Annotated in this window: 19 protein-coding genes; 11 read left to right on the plus strand and 8 right to left on the minus strand. The window is 40.7% G+C overall.

The features are described 5' to 3' along the window. Nucleotides 1–995 (minus strand): alcohol dehydrogenase family protein (locus AB4140_RS00650; protein WP_371999357.1); only part of this gene is annotated, 995 nt, incomplete at its 3' end. Further along, the gene (locus tag AB4140_RS00655) at nt 992–1,513 is read right to left on the minus strand and encodes a TetR/AcrR family transcriptional regulator (protein ID WP_371999359.1); all 522 of its coding nucleotides are present in this window, start codon (nt 1,511–1,513) and stop codon (nt 992–994) included. The genes AB4140_RS00650 and AB4140_RS00655, both read right to left, overlap by 4 nt. Before the next feature lie 482 nt (nt 1,514–1,995). Here AB4140_RS00655 and AB4140_RS00660 point away from each other — a divergent pair, with 482 nt between their 5' ends. Next, entirely contained in the window at nt 1,996–2,796 is an 801-nt protein-coding gene (locus AB4140_RS00660; RefSeq protein ID WP_102519035.1) for an ElyC/SanA/YdcF family protein, read from the plus strand. Further along, nucleotides 2,789–3,481, plus strand: a complete 693-nt coding sequence (locus tag AB4140_RS00665) for a DUF2982 domain-containing protein (RefSeq protein WP_371999361.1) — start codon at nt 2,789–2,791, stop codon at nt 3,479–3,481. The genes AB4140_RS00660 and AB4140_RS00665 overlap by 8 nt, the downstream gene beginning before the upstream one ends. A 170-nt stretch (nt 3,482–3,651) precedes the next feature. Here the strand turns inward: AB4140_RS00665 and AB4140_RS00670 are convergent, their stop codons facing one another. The 3 genes from AB4140_RS00670 to galE all read right to left on the minus strand — a co-directional run bounded on the left by AB4140_RS00670 (nt 3,652) and on the right by galE (nt 5,904). After that, entirely contained in the window at nt 3,652–4,080 is a 429-nt protein-coding gene (locus AB4140_RS00670) for a polymer-forming cytoskeletal protein (protein WP_102437747.1), read from the minus strand. A gap of 196 nt (nt 4,081–4,276) precedes the next feature. After that, complete coding sequence (napF, locus tag AB4140_RS00675) at nt 4,277–4,771, minus strand: ferredoxin-type protein NapF (RefSeq protein WP_102519031.1); 495 nt, start codon at nt 4,769–4,771, stop codon at nt 4,277–4,279. 119 nt (nt 4,772–4,890) lie between these two features. Then, a complete protein-coding gene (gene galE / locus AB4140_RS00680) occupies nt 4,891–5,904 on the minus strand; it encodes a UDP-glucose 4-epimerase GalE (RefSeq protein ID WP_371999363.1) in 1,014 nt (337 codons plus the stop codon). Nucleotides 5,905–6,311: 407 nt separating this feature from the next. Between galE and phhA the strand changes: the two genes are divergently transcribed. The 6 genes from phhA (at nt 6,312) to AB4140_RS00710 (ending at nt 11,957) form a co-directional block, all read left to right on the plus strand. Beyond that, entirely contained in the window at nt 6,312–7,115 is an 804-nt protein-coding gene (gene phhA / locus AB4140_RS00685; protein WP_303461787.1) for a phenylalanine 4-monooxygenase, read from the plus strand. 82 nt (nt 7,116–7,197) lie between these two features. Next, on the plus strand, nt 7,198–7,536 hold the full coding sequence (locus AB4140_RS00690; RefSeq protein WP_371999365.1) for a 4a-hydroxytetrahydrobiopterin dehydratase: 339 nt from the start codon (nt 7,198–7,200) through the stop codon (nt 7,534–7,536). Between the two features lie 203 nt (nt 7,537–7,739). Further along, nucleotides 7,740–9,278 carry a transcriptional regulator TyrR gene (tyrR, locus tag AB4140_RS00695; protein ID WP_102437737.1) on the plus strand — a complete coding sequence of 513 codons (1,539 nt, stop codon included), beginning with the start codon at nt 7,740–7,742 and terminating at the stop codon, nt 9,276–9,278. A gap of 362 nt (nt 9,279–9,640) precedes the next feature. Next, nucleotides 9,641–10,627, plus strand: coding sequence for a fumarylacetoacetate hydrolase family protein (locus tag AB4140_RS00700; RefSeq protein WP_371999367.1), 987 nt, complete (start codon nt 9,641–9,643; stop codon nt 10,625–10,627). A gap of 95 nt (nt 10,628–10,722) precedes the next feature. Next, complete coding sequence (maiA, locus tag AB4140_RS00705) at nt 10,723–11,373, plus strand: maleylacetoacetate isomerase (RefSeq protein WP_371999369.1); 651 nt, start codon at nt 10,723–10,725, stop codon at nt 11,371–11,373. 32 nt (nt 11,374–11,405) lie between these two features. Continuing rightward, the gene (locus AB4140_RS00710) at nt 11,406–11,957 is read left to right on the plus strand and encodes a nucleotidyltransferase family protein (RefSeq protein WP_371999371.1); all 552 of its coding nucleotides are present in this window, start codon (nt 11,406–11,408) and stop codon (nt 11,955–11,957) included. 100 nt (nt 11,958–12,057) lie between these two features. On the opposite strand, the gene AB4140_RS00715 is transcribed toward AB4140_RS00710, so the two are convergent. Beyond that, nucleotides 12,058–12,303, minus strand: coding sequence for a hypothetical protein (locus tag AB4140_RS00715; protein ID WP_371999373.1), 246 nt, complete (start codon nt 12,301–12,303; stop codon nt 12,058–12,060). 39 nt (nt 12,304–12,342) lie between these two features. Beyond that, nucleotides 12,343–13,443, minus strand: coding sequence for a hypothetical protein (locus AB4140_RS00720; protein ID WP_371999375.1), 1,101 nt, complete (start codon nt 13,441–13,443; stop codon nt 12,343–12,345). A gap of 440 nt (nt 13,444–13,883) precedes the next feature. Between AB4140_RS00720 and ompW the strand changes: the two genes are divergently transcribed. Beyond that, nucleotides 13,884–14,528: an outer membrane protein OmpW gene (ompW, locus tag AB4140_RS00725; RefSeq protein WP_102437727.1), complete on the plus strand. Its 645-nt coding sequence runs from the start codon at nt 13,884–13,886 to the stop codon at nt 14,526–14,528. A gap of 76 nt (nt 14,529–14,604) precedes the next feature. On the opposite strand, the gene AB4140_RS00730 is transcribed toward ompW, so the two are convergent. Next, entirely contained in the window at nt 14,605–15,345 is a 741-nt protein-coding gene (locus tag AB4140_RS00730; RefSeq protein WP_102532226.1) for an SDR family oxidoreductase, read from the minus strand. Between the two features lie 126 nt (nt 15,346–15,471). Between AB4140_RS00730 and AB4140_RS00735 the strand changes: the two genes are divergently transcribed. Together AB4140_RS00735 and metA are read left to right on the plus strand one after the other, a co-directional pair. Next, on the plus strand, nt 15,472–15,765 hold the full coding sequence (locus tag AB4140_RS00735) for a YbaY family lipoprotein (RefSeq protein WP_371999377.1): 294 nt from the start codon (nt 15,472–15,474) through the stop codon (nt 15,763–15,765). 166 nt (nt 15,766–15,931) lie between these two features. Then, the gene (metA, locus tag AB4140_RS00740) at nt 15,932–16,876 is read left to right on the plus strand and encodes a homoserine O-succinyltransferase (RefSeq protein ID WP_102532228.1); all 945 of its coding nucleotides are present in this window, start codon (nt 15,932–15,934) and stop codon (nt 16,874–16,876) included. The last annotated feature ends 24 nt before the right edge of the window (nt 16,877–16,900 follow it).

Genomic DNA, 16,900 nt, shown 5'->3' on the forward strand with positions numbered 1-16,900 from the left:
TGTGCTTGAACAATTTCCTCTAGCGGGAAGGTCTTAGCTATTAATGGCTTGATATTACCTTGTTCTATGTGATGGACTAGGTTAGTAAAAACACTCGGCTCGAGTACCGTACAACCATAGAAGCTTAAATCCTTAAGGTACAGTGTGCGTACATCTAGCTCTACCAAAGGCCCACCTATTGCGCCAGATACAGCGTAGCGACCTTTGGGGCGCAGAACCTCTAAAAACTGATACCATTGGTTGCCAGCGACTAGGTCGATAACCACGTCTACACTATTTTTTCCTAATGTGTCAGTGAGGTCTTCGTCTCTGTTGACCACCATATCAGCGCCAAGCTCTCTAACTAATTCGCGCTTATTCGAGCTGGTGATCGCAATTACTATCGCGCCACGAGCTTTAGCAAGCTGAATTGCTGCTGAGCCTACCCCTCCAGATGCGCCTGAGATCAATACATGATCGCCTTCTTTGACTTTGGAACGGGTCAACATGTTTTCCGCGGTAGAATAAGAACACGGAAATGATGCGAGTTCTATATCATTTAAGTCTGAATTTATTTTATAGGCGTGCTTTGAAGAAACGACAGCATACTCAGCAAAACCACCATCACATTCAGAGCCAAAATACCACGGAGAATTCTTATTCTCACCGTTTACATCGACAATACATGGTTCAACTAGAACACGTTCTCCGATGCGACCTAAATCAACGGAGCGGCCAACTGCAACAATTTGACCGCAAACATCTGCTCCTTGGATTCTAGGAAAGCTCAGTGCGTTACCACTCCAGCTAGCATCTTCACTGTTTTGGTCACCTTTTGAGTACCAGCCAATACGAGTATTGATATCCGTGTTATTGACTCCTGCCGCTGATACACGAATTAATACTTCAAAGTCTTTCGGTGTTGGAACTGGAATATCGTCACGATATTCCAGCATATTAGAACCACCGTGACCATTAAGTAATACAGATCTCATTGTTTTCGGTATTTTAGTCATACTTTGTTCTCTGATAGTAATGCCAAGATTGTGTGTTGTGCTGATTGAATCGCGTCATTTCCTATAATCGGCCACGCGCTAGATACTCCTTCATGAAGTAGATACAAGGGAAGAGCTAAGTCTTCGCGTAAACTTTGTCCACCTAAGAAAAGCATAACCTCCTTTTTATGATTTGTGACCGCGCTAGAGATAAGCTCATTCTCAGGGAATGCTGCAAGAGCATTAAGAGACATACAACCATTTGGCGCGTTCTCAGCCATCCAAATCCCAAGCATGGTGAATATATGTTGTATAGAACCTAACCCTGCTTCTGGAGAGTGCTCTGACAAAAATTTTAGGTAACGTTGGTGGCGATGTTGCAAAGCTCCGACAATCATCTCTTCCTTAGATGGGTAGTGTTTGTACAAGGTTCTTAGGCTTACACCACAGGCGACTTTTAGTTGAGTTACACTCGGCTCTGCAAACCCATAATTGCTAAACGCTTGCTCTAAACTTGCAGCGATCTGGTCTTTTAACATAATGAAACCTATCAAGGTAGAACGTTTGTTTTACTTTTCATGGTAGAGGGAACGTTCTACCCATGTCAAGAAGGAGTTTTCAGGAGTGGAAATATTGGGGAAAGTGTCAATACTGAAATGTATTTATGAATGGGCTTAACGAGGTACGTTTTGTTATCCGTATTTTTCTAATTTAGTAAGCTCTATAGCTCACAAATGTCCAAAAGTGAGTTTCGGTCTTTATTGTCTTTATTGTCTTTATTGTCTTTATTGTTCGCTGTGGCGTCATGCGGTAAAGCAAAAATTTCAATCTTTATTGTGTTTTGCGGCCTTACTGATTACAAGTTAATGCAGTTTTAAGTCGATAAACGTTTCAAACTTTAATGTAAGGCGACATTCCCTTAAGCTAACACGCAGGCTTAATTGCAGTTTGCTAACACTTCAAATAGTAATCTTGGCTGTGACAAGTTAAAATATCGTTTCATTAAAAACTGGGTATCTCGATGTTTTGGCTTAAAAAAATCTTATCTCAATTGGTTATGCCTATTCCGCTGACATTATTACTGCTGTTATTGGCGATATTTGTGTTCCGCAGCCAATCCCAGCGATTGAAAACCTTAGGGCAAAGCGCTTTAATCGCGGCTTTCGCTATTTTATTGCTACTGAGTAATTCGCAATTTAGTGCAGGGTTAGCAGCCAGTTTAGAGTCTCAATACCCAGTGAATAACTCCCCTTTAACCCTTGTTTATCAATCGGGTACTGTCGCTAATGCGCAGCAAGCCTGTTATGTGATGGTGCTGGGTTCAGGTCACACTGAAAATGCTAATCGAGCTGCGGTGCAGCAGTTATCATCGACAGCATTAGCAAGATTATCAGAAGGCGTAAGGCAGCTAAAACTTGCAGATAATCGTTGCCAGTTGGTGGTCAGTGGTTGGAGTGGCGGCTTAACGCCAACCCCCCATGCTGAAATTATGCAGCAAGCGGCGATTGAGCTGGGCGTGCAAGCAAGCCAAATAGTGACGTTTGCTGATGCGCTAGATACCATTGAAGAAGCAAAATCTATGGCTGAGTTAATTGCCAATAAGCCTTTTATATTGGTTACCTCTGCGACCCATATGCCGCGCTCAATGAAGATTTTTACCACACTTGATTTAAATCCCATCGCCGCACCGACTAATTTTATCAGCTCACCGGGTTATTGGTGGCGCTTTAGTGCTGAAAATCTGTATATATCCCAGCGTGCAATTCACGAGTATGTGGGCATGTTATGGCTAACCATAAAAGGATTATTAACTGATGTCTGATCCCAGCCAACATGAGCGCTCAGAGCCATTGTTTATCGCGCCGCATAATAAGCGCAACGGCATTAGTTTAACCATTGCTGGTGGCATTGCGGTATTTATCAGCTTTATATTATTTATCAACAACAAAAGCCTATTTGGTGTCGGTATGGTGTTTTTTGCCGTTGGCAGTGTAGGGCTGGTACTAGGTGTTGCCAAAATAAATCAGCCGAAAGCCAGTTTTAAATTATCTGCAGCAGGATTTGATTATTATCATGGCCGCGGCACAGTGCACGTAGCTTGGGATAATGTGCAGCGTATTGACGTGTCACGGGTGACCCAAAATCTTGAGTTAATTGAACTGCCGTATATTGGCATTAAACTCAAACACATCAATCCGATTTTAGATTGTATCTCCCCAAGGTTAGCCACCGGGTTATTGACTGAGCAGCGGCCGTTACTCATGACAGCAGCGACTCAAGATGAAGACTTACAAAGCCTTGAAACCTATGTCGGCGCTGAATTTACCCCATTAGTGGTTAATGGTGAGCGTTATCGTGGCGTATTAGCCATGTTTGGCCATCGCTGCCAAACCTTAGATGCTCAACTCGGGTTTCACCTGTATTTATCTATTGATAGCCTAGATAGAGCGCCAGCGGAGTTTGTCAGCTTACTGCGGCAATGGCAGCAGCAATCTATTAAGCCCTAAAGCGATTATTTGTAGATATTGCTAACTTATAGCCAAAGCGCTAATTAAAAGTGCTTACAAAAAGAGATGTGTTTAATTATTAAATAATAACTTATTGAACGAATGCCAAACGTCGATGTTTGGCATTCGTTTTAGATATTCATGAAGGATAAGCCAAACGCTGAAATTGACTATGCCGATACAGCTGCAGTGAGTTGAGGCTTTTCTTTTTCAGTTTCAACAGTGGAAACCAATTTTTCATTATTTTCTAATGCTTTGCTTTGTTTATCGTAAGCTTTTCGATAACCAAGGAACTGGCCGTTATCTAAAATTTCCATACGCTTACTATATACTTCACCATCAAAAGTTCCGGTATTGGTAATGGTGAGTTTTTCGCAATTAATATTACCTGTCATTAAGCCAGAAACCGTCGCTTCCACACAAACAACACCACCGGTGACAACCCCAGTAGCTTCAACCGTTATGTTACCAGAAGCGCGAATTTCGCCATCAACTTTCCCTGCAATAAGTACGTCGCCGTTAACTTTGATATTACCGCTTAATTCACAATCATTGGCAATAAAACTCAGGTTACTTGTGGGACTTTTTTTACTAAACATATTCGCTCTCTTTATGCATTTTTGACCGCAATGACCAGGATAATTATGCGGTTAAATTTATTTTGTTGTTAGTATTTAACATTTAATATAGCGACAATTAATCGCAAAAAAAACAATTAAATTTTGACTATTAAGACTTTTTTGACTACCAAGACTTATTGACACAGTTTATTGATACAGCTTAGCTAAAACGGCATTAACTCGTAACGTTAAGCTCAATGACACTGATAGAAGCTGATGGGCAGGGGGCAACACAAGCGCCGCAGCCTGTACAAGCCTCAAGATCAATCATAGGTTTGGGTACTTGGCCAATGGCCATCTTAAAGCTTATTGCTGCGGGATCGCAGGCATCTTTACAGCTTTGACACCATACGCCTTGATAGGTTAAACAGCTGTCATTGACGCTGGCTTTTATGTTCCAAGGCGTGAGTTGAGAAAGATCAAAAATGGGCTCTTTGCATACTGTGGCGCATTGCTGACAGAATGTGCACTCGTCGTTTGTGAATGATATTTCAGGAAAACCACCATCACCTTTAATGATTACCTTAGTTTCGCAGGCATCGATGCAGGCATTACAGCGAGTACATTCGTCAGTGAACTCAATATCAGACTTAACCCAAGGCGGTCTTTGGGCATCAATTTTACGTCTGCGAAATAGGTTTCTGCGGCTGTGATTGACTGACTGACTCATACTTCTTCCACTATTTTTGGCTAACAATAACAAGGCTAACATTAATGAGACTAAAGTTAGCCAGTAAATATCTACAGGGCTTAAATAAATAGGCTCAAAAAACTATGTCAACTAACCCCTTAACTTCGGTAGCCGTCAGGATTTTTAGATTGCCAATGCCAGCTAGATTCAACCATGGTTTCAAGGGACAGCTCAGCGTGCCAATCTAATGCCGTTTTCGCCTGAGACACGTCAGCAAAGTATGCCGCAAGATCGCCCTCTCTACGAGCACTAAAGCAATAGGGTATCGCTTTACCGGTTATTTGCTCAAAGGTATTAATAATTTCGATAACGCTGTACCCACGGCCTGTGCCTAAATTGTAGGTGGCAATGCCTGAATTACTGTTGAGCTTAGCTAATGCTTTTAGGTGGCCTTGGGCTAAATCAACCACATGGATGTAATCTCGTACACCTGTGCCGTCAGGGGTAAGATAATCATTACCAAACACCTGTAATTCTTTTAGCTTGCCCACAGCCACTTGGCATATATAAGGCATAAGATTATTCGGAATATCGCTAGGATCTTCACCGATCAGTCCGCTTGGGTGAGCACCAACTGGGTTGAAGTAGCGTAAAATAGTGATATCCCATTGATTATCAGCAGTATGTAAGTCAGCCAGTAGTTGTTCCACCATCAGCTTTGACTGGCCATAAGGGTTCGTGGCTCCGGTTGAATCGGTTTCTTTAATAGGCAAGCCATCAGGGATGCCGTATACCGTAGCTGAAAAGCTAAAAACTAACTTTTTCACCTGATGTTCCGCCATGACTTGGCACAAAATTATTGTGCCGGTGACATTAGTTTCATAATACTGCAATGGCTTACACACTGAATCAGCCTCCGCTTTTAAACCAGCAAAATGAATTACTGATTCAATGACATGATCAGTAAATATTTTATGTAATAGCGCTTTATTTAGCACACTGCCTTGATAAAAAATGCAGCTTTTACCGGTAATTTGTTCAATGCGAGATAAGGCGATGACATTGGCGTTGGATAAATTATCGACAATGATAACCTGTTGATTAGCATTTAACAGTTCAACTACAGTGTGGCTTCCTATATATCCGGCTCCGCCAGTGACTAAAATTGCCATGAAATGTCCTTAACTGTGGATGACATAAATTTGAATGCAAAAATGACAGTCTACTTAAAAGTTTAACTATAGCGCCAAAGTAAAGCGAGTTAATTGCTTGGATTTTATTCTACTTAAGTTATCAAGCTCACTAAAAAAGGTATCAAGCTTTAACCTGTTTAAAGCTTAAAAGTTTTATCCATTGACTTAAGACAGAATCGGGAGATGAGTTGTTGGCCACTTTGTAATTTAAAGGTGGCAGTTTATATGACTAATTTTATTAAGTTAAGTTTAGTAGAAACTGCTAATGTAGCGTTTTGTTTACGAATTGTACTGTCAAATCACTGAAGAATAAAACCCCAAGCAGTTAACAAAATGTGATCCTTAGCACACTATGAAGGGAGTGAAGTTTACGTAAAGTGGCACTTATGAGCAAAGTAACAAATTACACCGCGAAGATCCCTGATAGTCAGGGTTACATCCAATATACCGATGAAGAACATGACATTTGGCATCAGTTATATCAGCGCCAAGTGAACAATATGCCAGGCAGAGCTTGCGAGGCATATATGCATGGCCTTGATGCTTTAGCTATGCCCACGAATCGGGTACCGCAATTAAAAGAAATCGATAAGGTGTTACTTGCATCTACAGGCTGGCAAACTTCAGGAGTGCCGGCACTTATTTCATTCGGTAAATTTTTTGAATTGTTGGCCAATAAGCAGTTTCCTGTGGCGACCTTTATTCGCTCAAAAGAAGAGTTCGACTACCTACAAGAACCTGATATTTTTCATGAAATATTTGGTCATTGCCCGTTATTAACCAATCCGTCATTTGCACATTTTTCGCATATTTATGGCCAATTAGGTTTGGCGGCATCTAAAGAAGAACGGGTGTTTTTAGCGAGATTATATTGGTTTACGGTCGAGTTTGGTTTAATGAAAGCCAAAGATGATCAACTTAATATCTATGGTGGCGGTATATTAAGCTCGCCAGGTGAAACCTTATACGCATTAAGTGATAAACCGGAGCGTAAGCCTTTTGAGCTACTGGATGTGCTGAGAACCCCATATCGAATAGATATTATGCAGCCGATTTATTACGTTATCGACAATATCGACTTTTTAGATGAAATCACTCGAATGGATATTATGGCTGAAGTCGCTAAAGCACGGCAGCTAGGTTTGTTTGCGGCTAAATTTGCCCCAAAACCCAAGCCAATAGCCGTTTAGGGACTCGTTAAAACTAGTCATTCATTTATACATTAATAATATAAACACTAGATTAAACTAGTGTGATAATACAGGAGCTGTTATGTCAGATTTATCCGAACTAAAATGTGAGGCTTGCCAAATAGATGCCCCAAAAGTATCCGAGCAAGAGCTGGTTGAATTTAGTCAAATGGTACCCCAGTGGACCGTTGAAAACCGTGATGGTATTAATCAATTAGAGCGAGTTTTTAAGTTTAAAAACTTCAAACTGGCGATGGAATTCACCAATAAACTCGCTGATGTTGCTGAAGCTGATTTTCACCATCCGGGGATCTTAACTGAATGGGGCAAAGTGACAGTGACTTGGTGGTCACATTCCATTAAAGGTCTTCATAAGAATGATTTCATTATGGCGGCGAAAACCGACCAGTTAATTAACTAAAATCTTAGTTAATTATATCAGCAGGTTACGTTAACGTAACCTGTTTTAGCACGTCCTCTGTTACAATTATGCTGTAAACAACACTTGCCACGCGCCCGATAACCTTTTAACGTATCGCTCACAAATTAAGAAGGGCACCCTGACATGGTCAGAATCGAGTCCTCGGATATTCCAGAAAACAATATAATAGGGAATAGTTGTTTATGCGTTTGGAAGTCAGTTGTTTAGATCGTATCGGCCTTGCGAAAGATATTCTAGAAGTGCTAGAAAACTATGGCATTAACTTAATTGCAATTGATGCCAGCAATAGAGGCTTTTTGTACCTACAGTTTGCCGAAATTGGCTTTGAAACCTTAAGTGAATTAATGCCTTTAATTCGCAAAGTAGAAAGCGTCCATGATGTTCGTACCGTATCGTTTATGCCCTCCGAGCAAGAACATTACGCGCTCAAAACCTTATTACAAACCCTGCCAGACTCCGTTTTTTCAATTAATGCTAAAGGCCGTATTCGTATTGTTAATGAATCCGCATTATTAACCCTTAATATGCAAGAGCATGAAGTGATTGATGAATCGCTTAATCATTGGGTGCAAGGATTTAACTTTTCTCGCTGGTTAACTGAAGCCCCTGTATTAGCGCAAGCCACTCGGGTGCAAATTGGTAATAATGAATATTTAGCCGAAATGCTGCCTATCTATTTACCTGATGAAAACAATGCCAGTATTTTAGCGGGCGCGGTGGTGTCGCTAAAATCACCAGCCCGTGTCGGTAAGCAATTTAATGCGCTGCAAAATCAAACCACAGGCTTTGATAATGTGTTGGCCGTTAGCGATAAAATGAAAGATGTGCTTAAACAAGCCAAACGTATGGCCCAACTGGATGCACCGTTATTAATAACTGGTGAAACGGGTACTGGTAAAGAGTTGATGGCCAAAGCGAGCCATGATGCCAGTATGCGCCGAGAGCACGCCTTTATTGCTATTAACTGCGCTGCATTACCAGATAGCGTGGCAGAAGAAGAATTGTTTGGCTTTGTGTCAAATGGCCAAGTGGTAAAACGTGGCTTGTTTGAAGAGGCGAAAGGTGGCACTGTTTTCTTAGATGAAATTGCCGAAATGTCAAAAGCTGCTCAAGTAAAACTATTGCGTTTACTACAAGATGGCACTTTTAGACGCATTGGCGGCGATGAAGAAGTGCGCGCTGATGTACGTATAATTTGTTCTACCCAAAAGAACTTGGCAGAACTGTGCCAATCAGGTGAATTCAGAGAAGATCTTTACTATCGCATTCATGTACTTAGTTATCACATGCCGTCGCTCCGTGAACGTAAAGTGGATGTTATTCCGCTCACTGAAATGTTTTTAGAGCATTATAGCCAGCAGTTATCGAGTCCATTACGACGTATTTCAGCATCATGTCGGGACTACTTGTTCACCTATGCCTGGCCAGGTAATGTGCGTCAGCTTAAAAACGCTATTTTTAGAGCTGTATCGATGTGGGATGGCTCGGCAGAACTAACCGTTGAGCAACTTAAGTTACCTTCTTATGCTGAAGGCTTTGGCTACTTTGATGAAGAGTTTGAAGGCAGCTTAGATCAAGCCATGAAAGAATATGAGGCAAGCTTATTAAGGCGCTTATATCCAGCTTATCCAAGTACCCGTCAATTAGCTAAAAAGCTGGGGGTTTCTCACACCGCTATTGCTAACAAGCTGCGCGACTACAAAATATCTAAAAAACGTTAATTAATCGTAGCGGTTATTTTTAGTGTAACGATTTCATGCCATCAAAATGTCAGTAAGCCACTGGCATTTTGAGGTTTACCAGCCTGAGATCCGCATTCTGATACTGGGATCTCATTCTGTATTGAAACCTTTACAATTTAACTCTCAAGCAAACAAAGTGTGATTTATCTCACGCTATATTAATTCGGTTAAGCTTAGGGTATTTGTATCGTTAACAACGCTATTTTAGTTGTTATTACTCAGCATAGGCGCTTTACAGGTAGCATATTTGATTTAATCGAATTGCCAAGCCAGTTAGCACGTCTTGTAATCACATTGTCTTGAGTAGTAGCAACATTATTTGTACCCATCTAGGAGTCAAAATGAAACTTGCAAGTTATAACAACGGTCGCCGTGATGGCCAACTGATGTTGGTCAGTAAAGATTTAACCAAAGCCGTTGCCGTACCTGCTATTGCGCATACTATGCAGCAATTATTAGATGCTTGGGATTTATTAAACCCGCAATTACAAGAATTATATGAAGCATTAAATGCCGGTATGATGGACAACGCCGTTGATTTTGATGAAGCTAAATGTTTATCGCCATTGCCTCGTGCATATCAATGGGCTGATGGCAGTGCATACGTCAACCACGTTGAATTGGTTCGTAAAGCGCGCGGCGCAGAAATGCCAGCAACGTTTTGGACTGATCCATTAGTATATCAAGGTGGCTCAGATTGCTTTATCACGCCAAAAGCCGATATTGAAATGGCCAGTGAAGAGTACGGTATTGATTTCGAGTCAGAAATCGCAGTGGTCACTGACGACGTTAAAATGGGCGTAGATGCAGATAACGCTGCCCAGCACATCAAATTATTGATGCTAGTGAATGACGTATCGTTACGTAATCTTATACCTGGGGAGTTAGCGAAAGGGTTTGGCTTTTTCCAATCAAAGCCTTCAAGTGCGTTTTCGCCAGTGGCGATTACCCCTGATGAATTAGGTGACAGATGGCAAGATAGCAAAGTGCACTTACCATTGGTAACTCATTTAAATGGTGATTTATTTGGTCGTCCTAATGCGGGCGTAGATATGACGTTTAACTTTAGTCAATTGGTCGCTCATGTTGCTAAGACCCGTCCATTGGCAGCGGGAGCTGTGATTGGTTCTGGTACTATTTCAAATTATGATCGCAGTGCCGGTTCTAGCTGTTTAGCTGAAAAACGCATGCTAGAAATCATTGCAGACGGTAAAGCTTCAACGCCATTTATGCGTTTTGGCGATACAGTAAGAATTGAAATGTTTGATGATCAAGATAACTCAATCTTTGGTTCTATCGATCAAAAAGTGGTTGAATACAAAGCTTAAATAAGTATTTGCTGTGATAAAAAGCAATAGCGTCAAACGTTATTGCTTTTTTTATATCATCAATGCTAACTCAGTTAATTTGATAAGGATATACAATGAAATTATATGGTTATTGGCGCTCCAGTGCGGCATATCGGGTGCGTATCGCGCTTAATCTTAAGCAGCTGGATGCAGAGCAAATTTCAGTGCATTTAGTCAAAAATGGCGGTGAGCAGCATAGTGATATGTTTGCCCAATTGAACCCACAGCATTTGGTTCCGGCATTGGTTGATGAAGATGACCATGGAGAGTTTAATTTAACCCAGTCATTGGCAATTATTGAGTATTTAGAAGAGCAATATCCGCAATATAGTTTATTGCCACAAGGGGCTAAAAATAGAGCCGTAGTGCGTGCCATGGCGCAATTGATCGCTTGTGAAGTTCACCCACTGGACAACTTACGGGTATTACAGTATCTCGTTAAAGACATGGGCGTATCTGAAGAAGACAAAATGAACTGGTATCATCATTGGATCCATTTAGGTTTTGCGGCGCTAGAAAAGCAATTAGCTGTTCACTCTGGTAAATTTAGTTTTGGCGACAGTCCAAGCTTGGCAGATATTTGTCTTATCCCTCAGGTTTACAATGCCTATCGCTTCAACGTAGATTTATTTGCATATCCTAATATTGTGCGGATTTGGCACACATGTCAGGCTCACCCAGCCTTTGCTGCAGCTGCGCCTGAGCAGCAAGATGATGCCAGTTAACCCAGCATTTTTTAGATAAGCTCGAGTAAAATATGGACTATGAAGCTCAGTTAAAAAATTGGATTGTAGCAGACAAGATGCGCATTAGTGCCTTGCAGCAAGTTGCAGCGCTTTTTACTGAGCTTAATATTACAGATTGGTACATTGCTGCAGGGTTTGTGCGTAATTTAGTGTGGGATAAACAGCATCAAATAGCGCCCAGTGCGTTAACTGATATTGATGTGATTTATTATTGCAGCAAACAAACCTGTGCCTATCGTGATAAGTTAATCGAAAAAGCATTATCTGAGCGGATAAAACAGCCTTGGTCGGTGAAAAACCAAGCCAGAATGCATAAAAGGAATCATCACCCAGCCTATACATCAACCCTTGATGCGATGTGTTATTGGCCTGAGCAACAAACAGCGGTAGCGGTAAAACTGGATAATGATGGCAAGTTAGTGCTAAAGGCATTATTTGGTTATGAAAACCTATTTAGCCTATCGGTGAGCTATAACCCCAATGCCGATAAACATGTGTTTATGGAGCGTGTTGCCAGTAAACCTTGGTTTAAGCAATATCCTAAGCTTTCACTTGAGCTCTAACCTCCCCGTAACCCCTTGTCATTTATCACTAGTCAATTAGCTCTTGAGTTTAAGTTATAGCCTTTAGCTGCACCTTTTATGTCATTTTTATGTCATTTTTTTATGTCAGCTTTAACACTTGTGAATGTTTTGCAGTGGCATTTTCATGGAAAATATCATCAAGATAACCTGCAAACTCTGTTTCTTTAAGCTCAGGTGGAATGATGACCTCATGGATGCGCGATCTAAGCCCGGTGCCTGAATCACGAAACAGTAGCCATTGGGGCTGATCACTTTGTCTATCTTGGCGCTTAATTGACAAGGACTTACCAAACACATCAAATTTTATAAATTTTTCATTCATCATCTTGTCCTCTTGGCGGTGGTTTAGCTAATCGGCATAGAGTTAAATATTTTGAAATAAAAACTCTATGGTAAAGGTTAGCACCACTTGATTGATGCGCACTTCATCATCTTCTTTAGTCCAAGTATATTCAGGCGTGATGGCAAAAAACAACCAATCTCGGACAAAGTTTTGTCGGTAAGTTAAGCCAATTTTTGCACTATCAATATATTTATAGGGCTGGTCGACGCCGTGTATGTGGGCTTGATAACTAATGGCTTGTTTATCACTGATATATTGATATAACTGCAGACCTGAGCCTAGCTCCCAACCATTATCGTTAGTTTCATATTGGAACGCAGCACTCCAGCGCAATAAAAAATCATCGCTAAAAGAGTGTTCAATATCGAATTCAGTAGACTCACCAGTGAGATTTTTCTCTTGATACAGCTTTTGGGTGATGCGGCTGATGGTATTTTCTGAAATAGGATAGGTATAGCGATAACGAGCTTCGATTTTAGGCTTAAAACTGAGCTTTATATTAAAACTACTTCTATTTCGAGCTAGCCAGTCATAGCGTAAGCTAAATTCCCTGTCGTTGTTATCGTCAGGGCTGCGTATAAATGAAAATGGATCATCTTCTCCAGTTGAATCAAAAATGAGTTTTAGCTTTTTAGTGACTCCAGGTAAATTAACCCGCGCATTGACGTTAGCATGATATTTAAAACCTTCTTTTTCATAATAGGAAAAATCATTATACCAACGGACAATCGTGCCAGCTCTGGCATCATCTTCAATGCGATCATCGACAAAGAAGCTGTCAAACCAAATGGCCGGTTGGCAGAATTTGGTGTTGAGATAATCAAAAGCCTTATCAATTTTCTCATCAGTTTGTGAACGGCTATAACAAGCTGATGGCTCGACTTCATCATCTGACTGGGTTTCATTCAAAGGTGATTTTTTGTCGGTGATGGTCTTTTCAGAGGTAGGCTTATCATCAGAGATGGGCTCATTATCAAAGATAGCATTAGCGATGTCCTTGGGCTGTGATGCAGCTAAATCAGCTGCAATAAACAGCGTGAGGCTAAACAGTGATGTTATCCATATTTGTGTCATTGAAAGATAATTACAGCCTATAAACAAAGGTAAAGGTATTTTGTTCAAGGGTAGCACCTTTGTAACAACAATTGAGGGGTTTATCTTTTAATCATTGGCAGCGGCGTTTATTTTATGAGTCTTTTTATAGACAGGCTTTAATAGGCAGAATTTTTATAGGATTGCTTAACAAGCAATACCGCTATTAAATGTTACAGAAAGGTAAATAGTTATTGCTTAGTTAATATCAGGCTCATGCTTTGCTCATGAAAGTGCCTGGTTAAAAAATCAACGTTTTCATCAGTTAAACTGGCATTTTAAAAGCTTCTTAGTAGACAAAGTTCAAGCTAAATGTGATCTAAGTCAATAAAGCGTTATACCTAGTTTGATGTAAATAGCTTTGTTGATCTGGATCAAGATTGTTAAAGGTTTTATCTGGCAGTGTAGCGGCAATTGTTAAAGGTGTTTATCGAAAGCGCTAATTATGTTGTACACATGGAGTTGTCATAATGAATAAAAAAATAGCCCTTAGTCTAGTTGCTGCCAGTTTATTATCTGCAGGTGTTTCTTCAGCTGCGGTTGCTCATCAAGCTGGTGATTTTATCTTTCGTGTTGGTGCGGTAGCGGTTGTGCCAAATGAGTCTAGTCCAGTTGTTGCTAATGTTGCAGAGTTTACAGTCGATGATAATACCCAAGTCGGCTTAAACTTTGGTTACATGCTAACTGATAATTGGGGTTTAGAATTATTGGCAGCAACTCCTTTTAGTCATGATGTTTCTCTTGGTGAGTTAGGTAAAATTGCTGAAACTAAGCATTTACCACCAACCTTAGTGGCGCAGTATTACTTTGGTAATGGCCAATCTAAATTACGTCCTTACATTGGTGTTGGTGTTAACTTTACTAACTTTTTTGATAACGAGTTTACCAATGACTTAGACGGCGCATTAACTGATTTAAGCATGAGTAACTCTTGGGGCTTAGCGGCACAAGTTGGGCTTGATTATCAATTTAATGATAACTGGTTAGTAAATGCATCGGTTTGGTACGCTGATATCTCAACGGATGTTAAATTCAATTTAGGTGAAGATGCTATTTCAGTTGAAACTGATATTGACCCATGGGTATACATGGTCAGCATTGGTTACACCTTCTAATATTTGAAAAATATTTAGAGCAAAAAAAACAGGAGCTAGGCTCCTGTTTTTTTATGTGAGCTAATAACGGAATAAGCTACTTTTTCTTTTTAACCTTCCAATGGCGAGTATTATAAATAAACTCAGGTAAAAGTAAGGTTAACCAAGCCACTAAGCGCCAGCGTTTAGTGACATAGACTTTGCGCTTGCCTTTTTGCATCGCGCTGACAATTTGTTTAGCCACTTTTGGCAATGGCGGCAACCACAGTTTACTTTTCTGCATTGCAGCTTTATCCAATAGGCCTAGCTGAATATCGGTAATAGTGATTGGTAACTTTAATCGCTGCGCATGCATGCTTAAGCCTTCAAGGTAATTTTCTGCAAAGGCTTTTGATGCATGATAGGCCACACTTGGGCCGCCACGTAAACCGGCAATAGAGTTGATTGCAGCAATTTGACCATAGCCTTGCTCGCGCATTAATCGAAAGGTGGTATTACAAATTGCGGCAAAACCACGCACATTGACGTCAATGATATCTTGTTCGATTTCCCAAGGCAGTGCTTCACTGTAGCCATTAAGTCCAGTATTCACTAACACTAAATGCGCGCCTTCAAGGCTTAACCATACTTTTTCAAGCTGGCTGATAATGGCTGTTGGATTTTCAATATCTAACGGTAGCACATCAACTTTTGTCGGTAAGCTTGCGGCAAACTCGGCCATGGCATCGGGATCTTGTACAAATAGCACTAGAGAAACTTTCTGCTCGGCTAATTGACGGGCGATTTCTTTACTAAGGTGTGAGCTAGCGCCCACTATTATTGCGTTTGCTGTAGTCATGTGCTTTTAGACGACGAAATGATGGCCTATGATAAAAACAACTGCGAGGGATAACAAGCAAGAATATTATTCAATATGAGACGTATAGACTTCTAGAAGTCTTAATGTATTATAAGGACAGGATATATGAACATCATCAAAGCATTTATCAGCAAAGCATGTATTTCTTTAATGCTGCTAGGCGGATTATTCGGCTGCAGCTCTGTAGATCATTTAGTGTCTATAAGTGGTGATGTGAGTTATCGCGAGCGCATGGCATTGCCAGACAACGCAATACTCACGGTGCAAGTGAAGGATGTGTCTTTGCAAGATACCAAAGCGATTGTTATCGCTGAAAAAGTGTACCAACAAGTGAACGCGCCGCAAGCATTTGAGTTTCAAATAGCTGCAGACCAATTTATTGCTGGTCATAGTTACTAAATTGGGGCGCGAATAGAAGTAAATGGCAAGCTGTGGTTTATCAATACACAAGCGTATAGCATTGATGTCAATGAGACACAGCCCATAAATGTGATTGTTAATAAAGTCGGTGGCTAGTCGTTTCATGGCTATGCACTGGGTTATTTTGTATTAAAAAGGTGCTCCTATGCCGGTTAGAATTCCAGATGATTTACCTGCAGCTGAAATCTTAGAGTCTGAAAATATCTTTGTGATGTCGGAAACTCGCGCTGCAAATCAAGATATTCGACCTATGCGGGTATTAATTCTAAATTTAATGCCCAATAAAATTGAAACCGAAACGCAACTATTGCGCTTATTAGGTAATACCCCGCTGCAAGTGGATGTTGACCTATTGCGTATTCATGACAAAGCATCTAAGCATACTTCTGTCGATCATATGAATGCTTTTTATCGGGATTTTGAAGCGGTTAAAACGAACAATTATGATGGGTTAATTATTACCGGTGCGCCACTTGGGCAGCTGGATTTTGAAGATGTGGTGTATTGGGATCACATTAAAGAAATTATTGATTGGTCTCAAGAACATGTTACTTCAGTATTGTTTCTATGCTGGGCGGCGCATGCAGGTTTGTTTCATTTATATGGTATTAATCGCAGTTTACTTGAGCAAAAGCGTTCGGGGGTGTTTAACCATAGTCGTACCAACGAGCCGCATCCATTACTACGCGGTTTTGATGATGAGTTTTTTGCGCCGCATTCACGTTATGCTGAAGTGAATATTAACGATTTACACCAACATTCTGATGTTGAAGTGCTAGCTGAATCTGCTGAAGCTGGGGCCTATATTGTGCTTAGCCGCAATAATCGTAACCTGTTTGTGATGGGGCATCCTGAGTATCAAAAACCTACTTTAAATGATGAATATCAGCGAGATGTTGGCTTAGGTATCAACCCTAATATACCGAGCAACTACTATCGTGATAATGATCCAAGCCAAGAGCCCATTGCTCGCTGGCACAGTCATGGCAGTTTGTTAGTGAGCAACTGGCTTAACTACTATGTTTACCAGCTTACGCCTTATGATTTATCAGATATGAGCGCAAGAACGCCGTGGGAATTGAAAAGCTAATCACAGATTGATTAAGGTGTTTAA

The sequence above is a fragment of the Shewanella sp. 10N.286.51.B2 genome (assembly GCF_041469265.1).
Classification (GTDB): domain Bacteria; phylum Pseudomonadota; class Gammaproteobacteria; order Enterobacterales; family Shewanellaceae; genus Shewanella.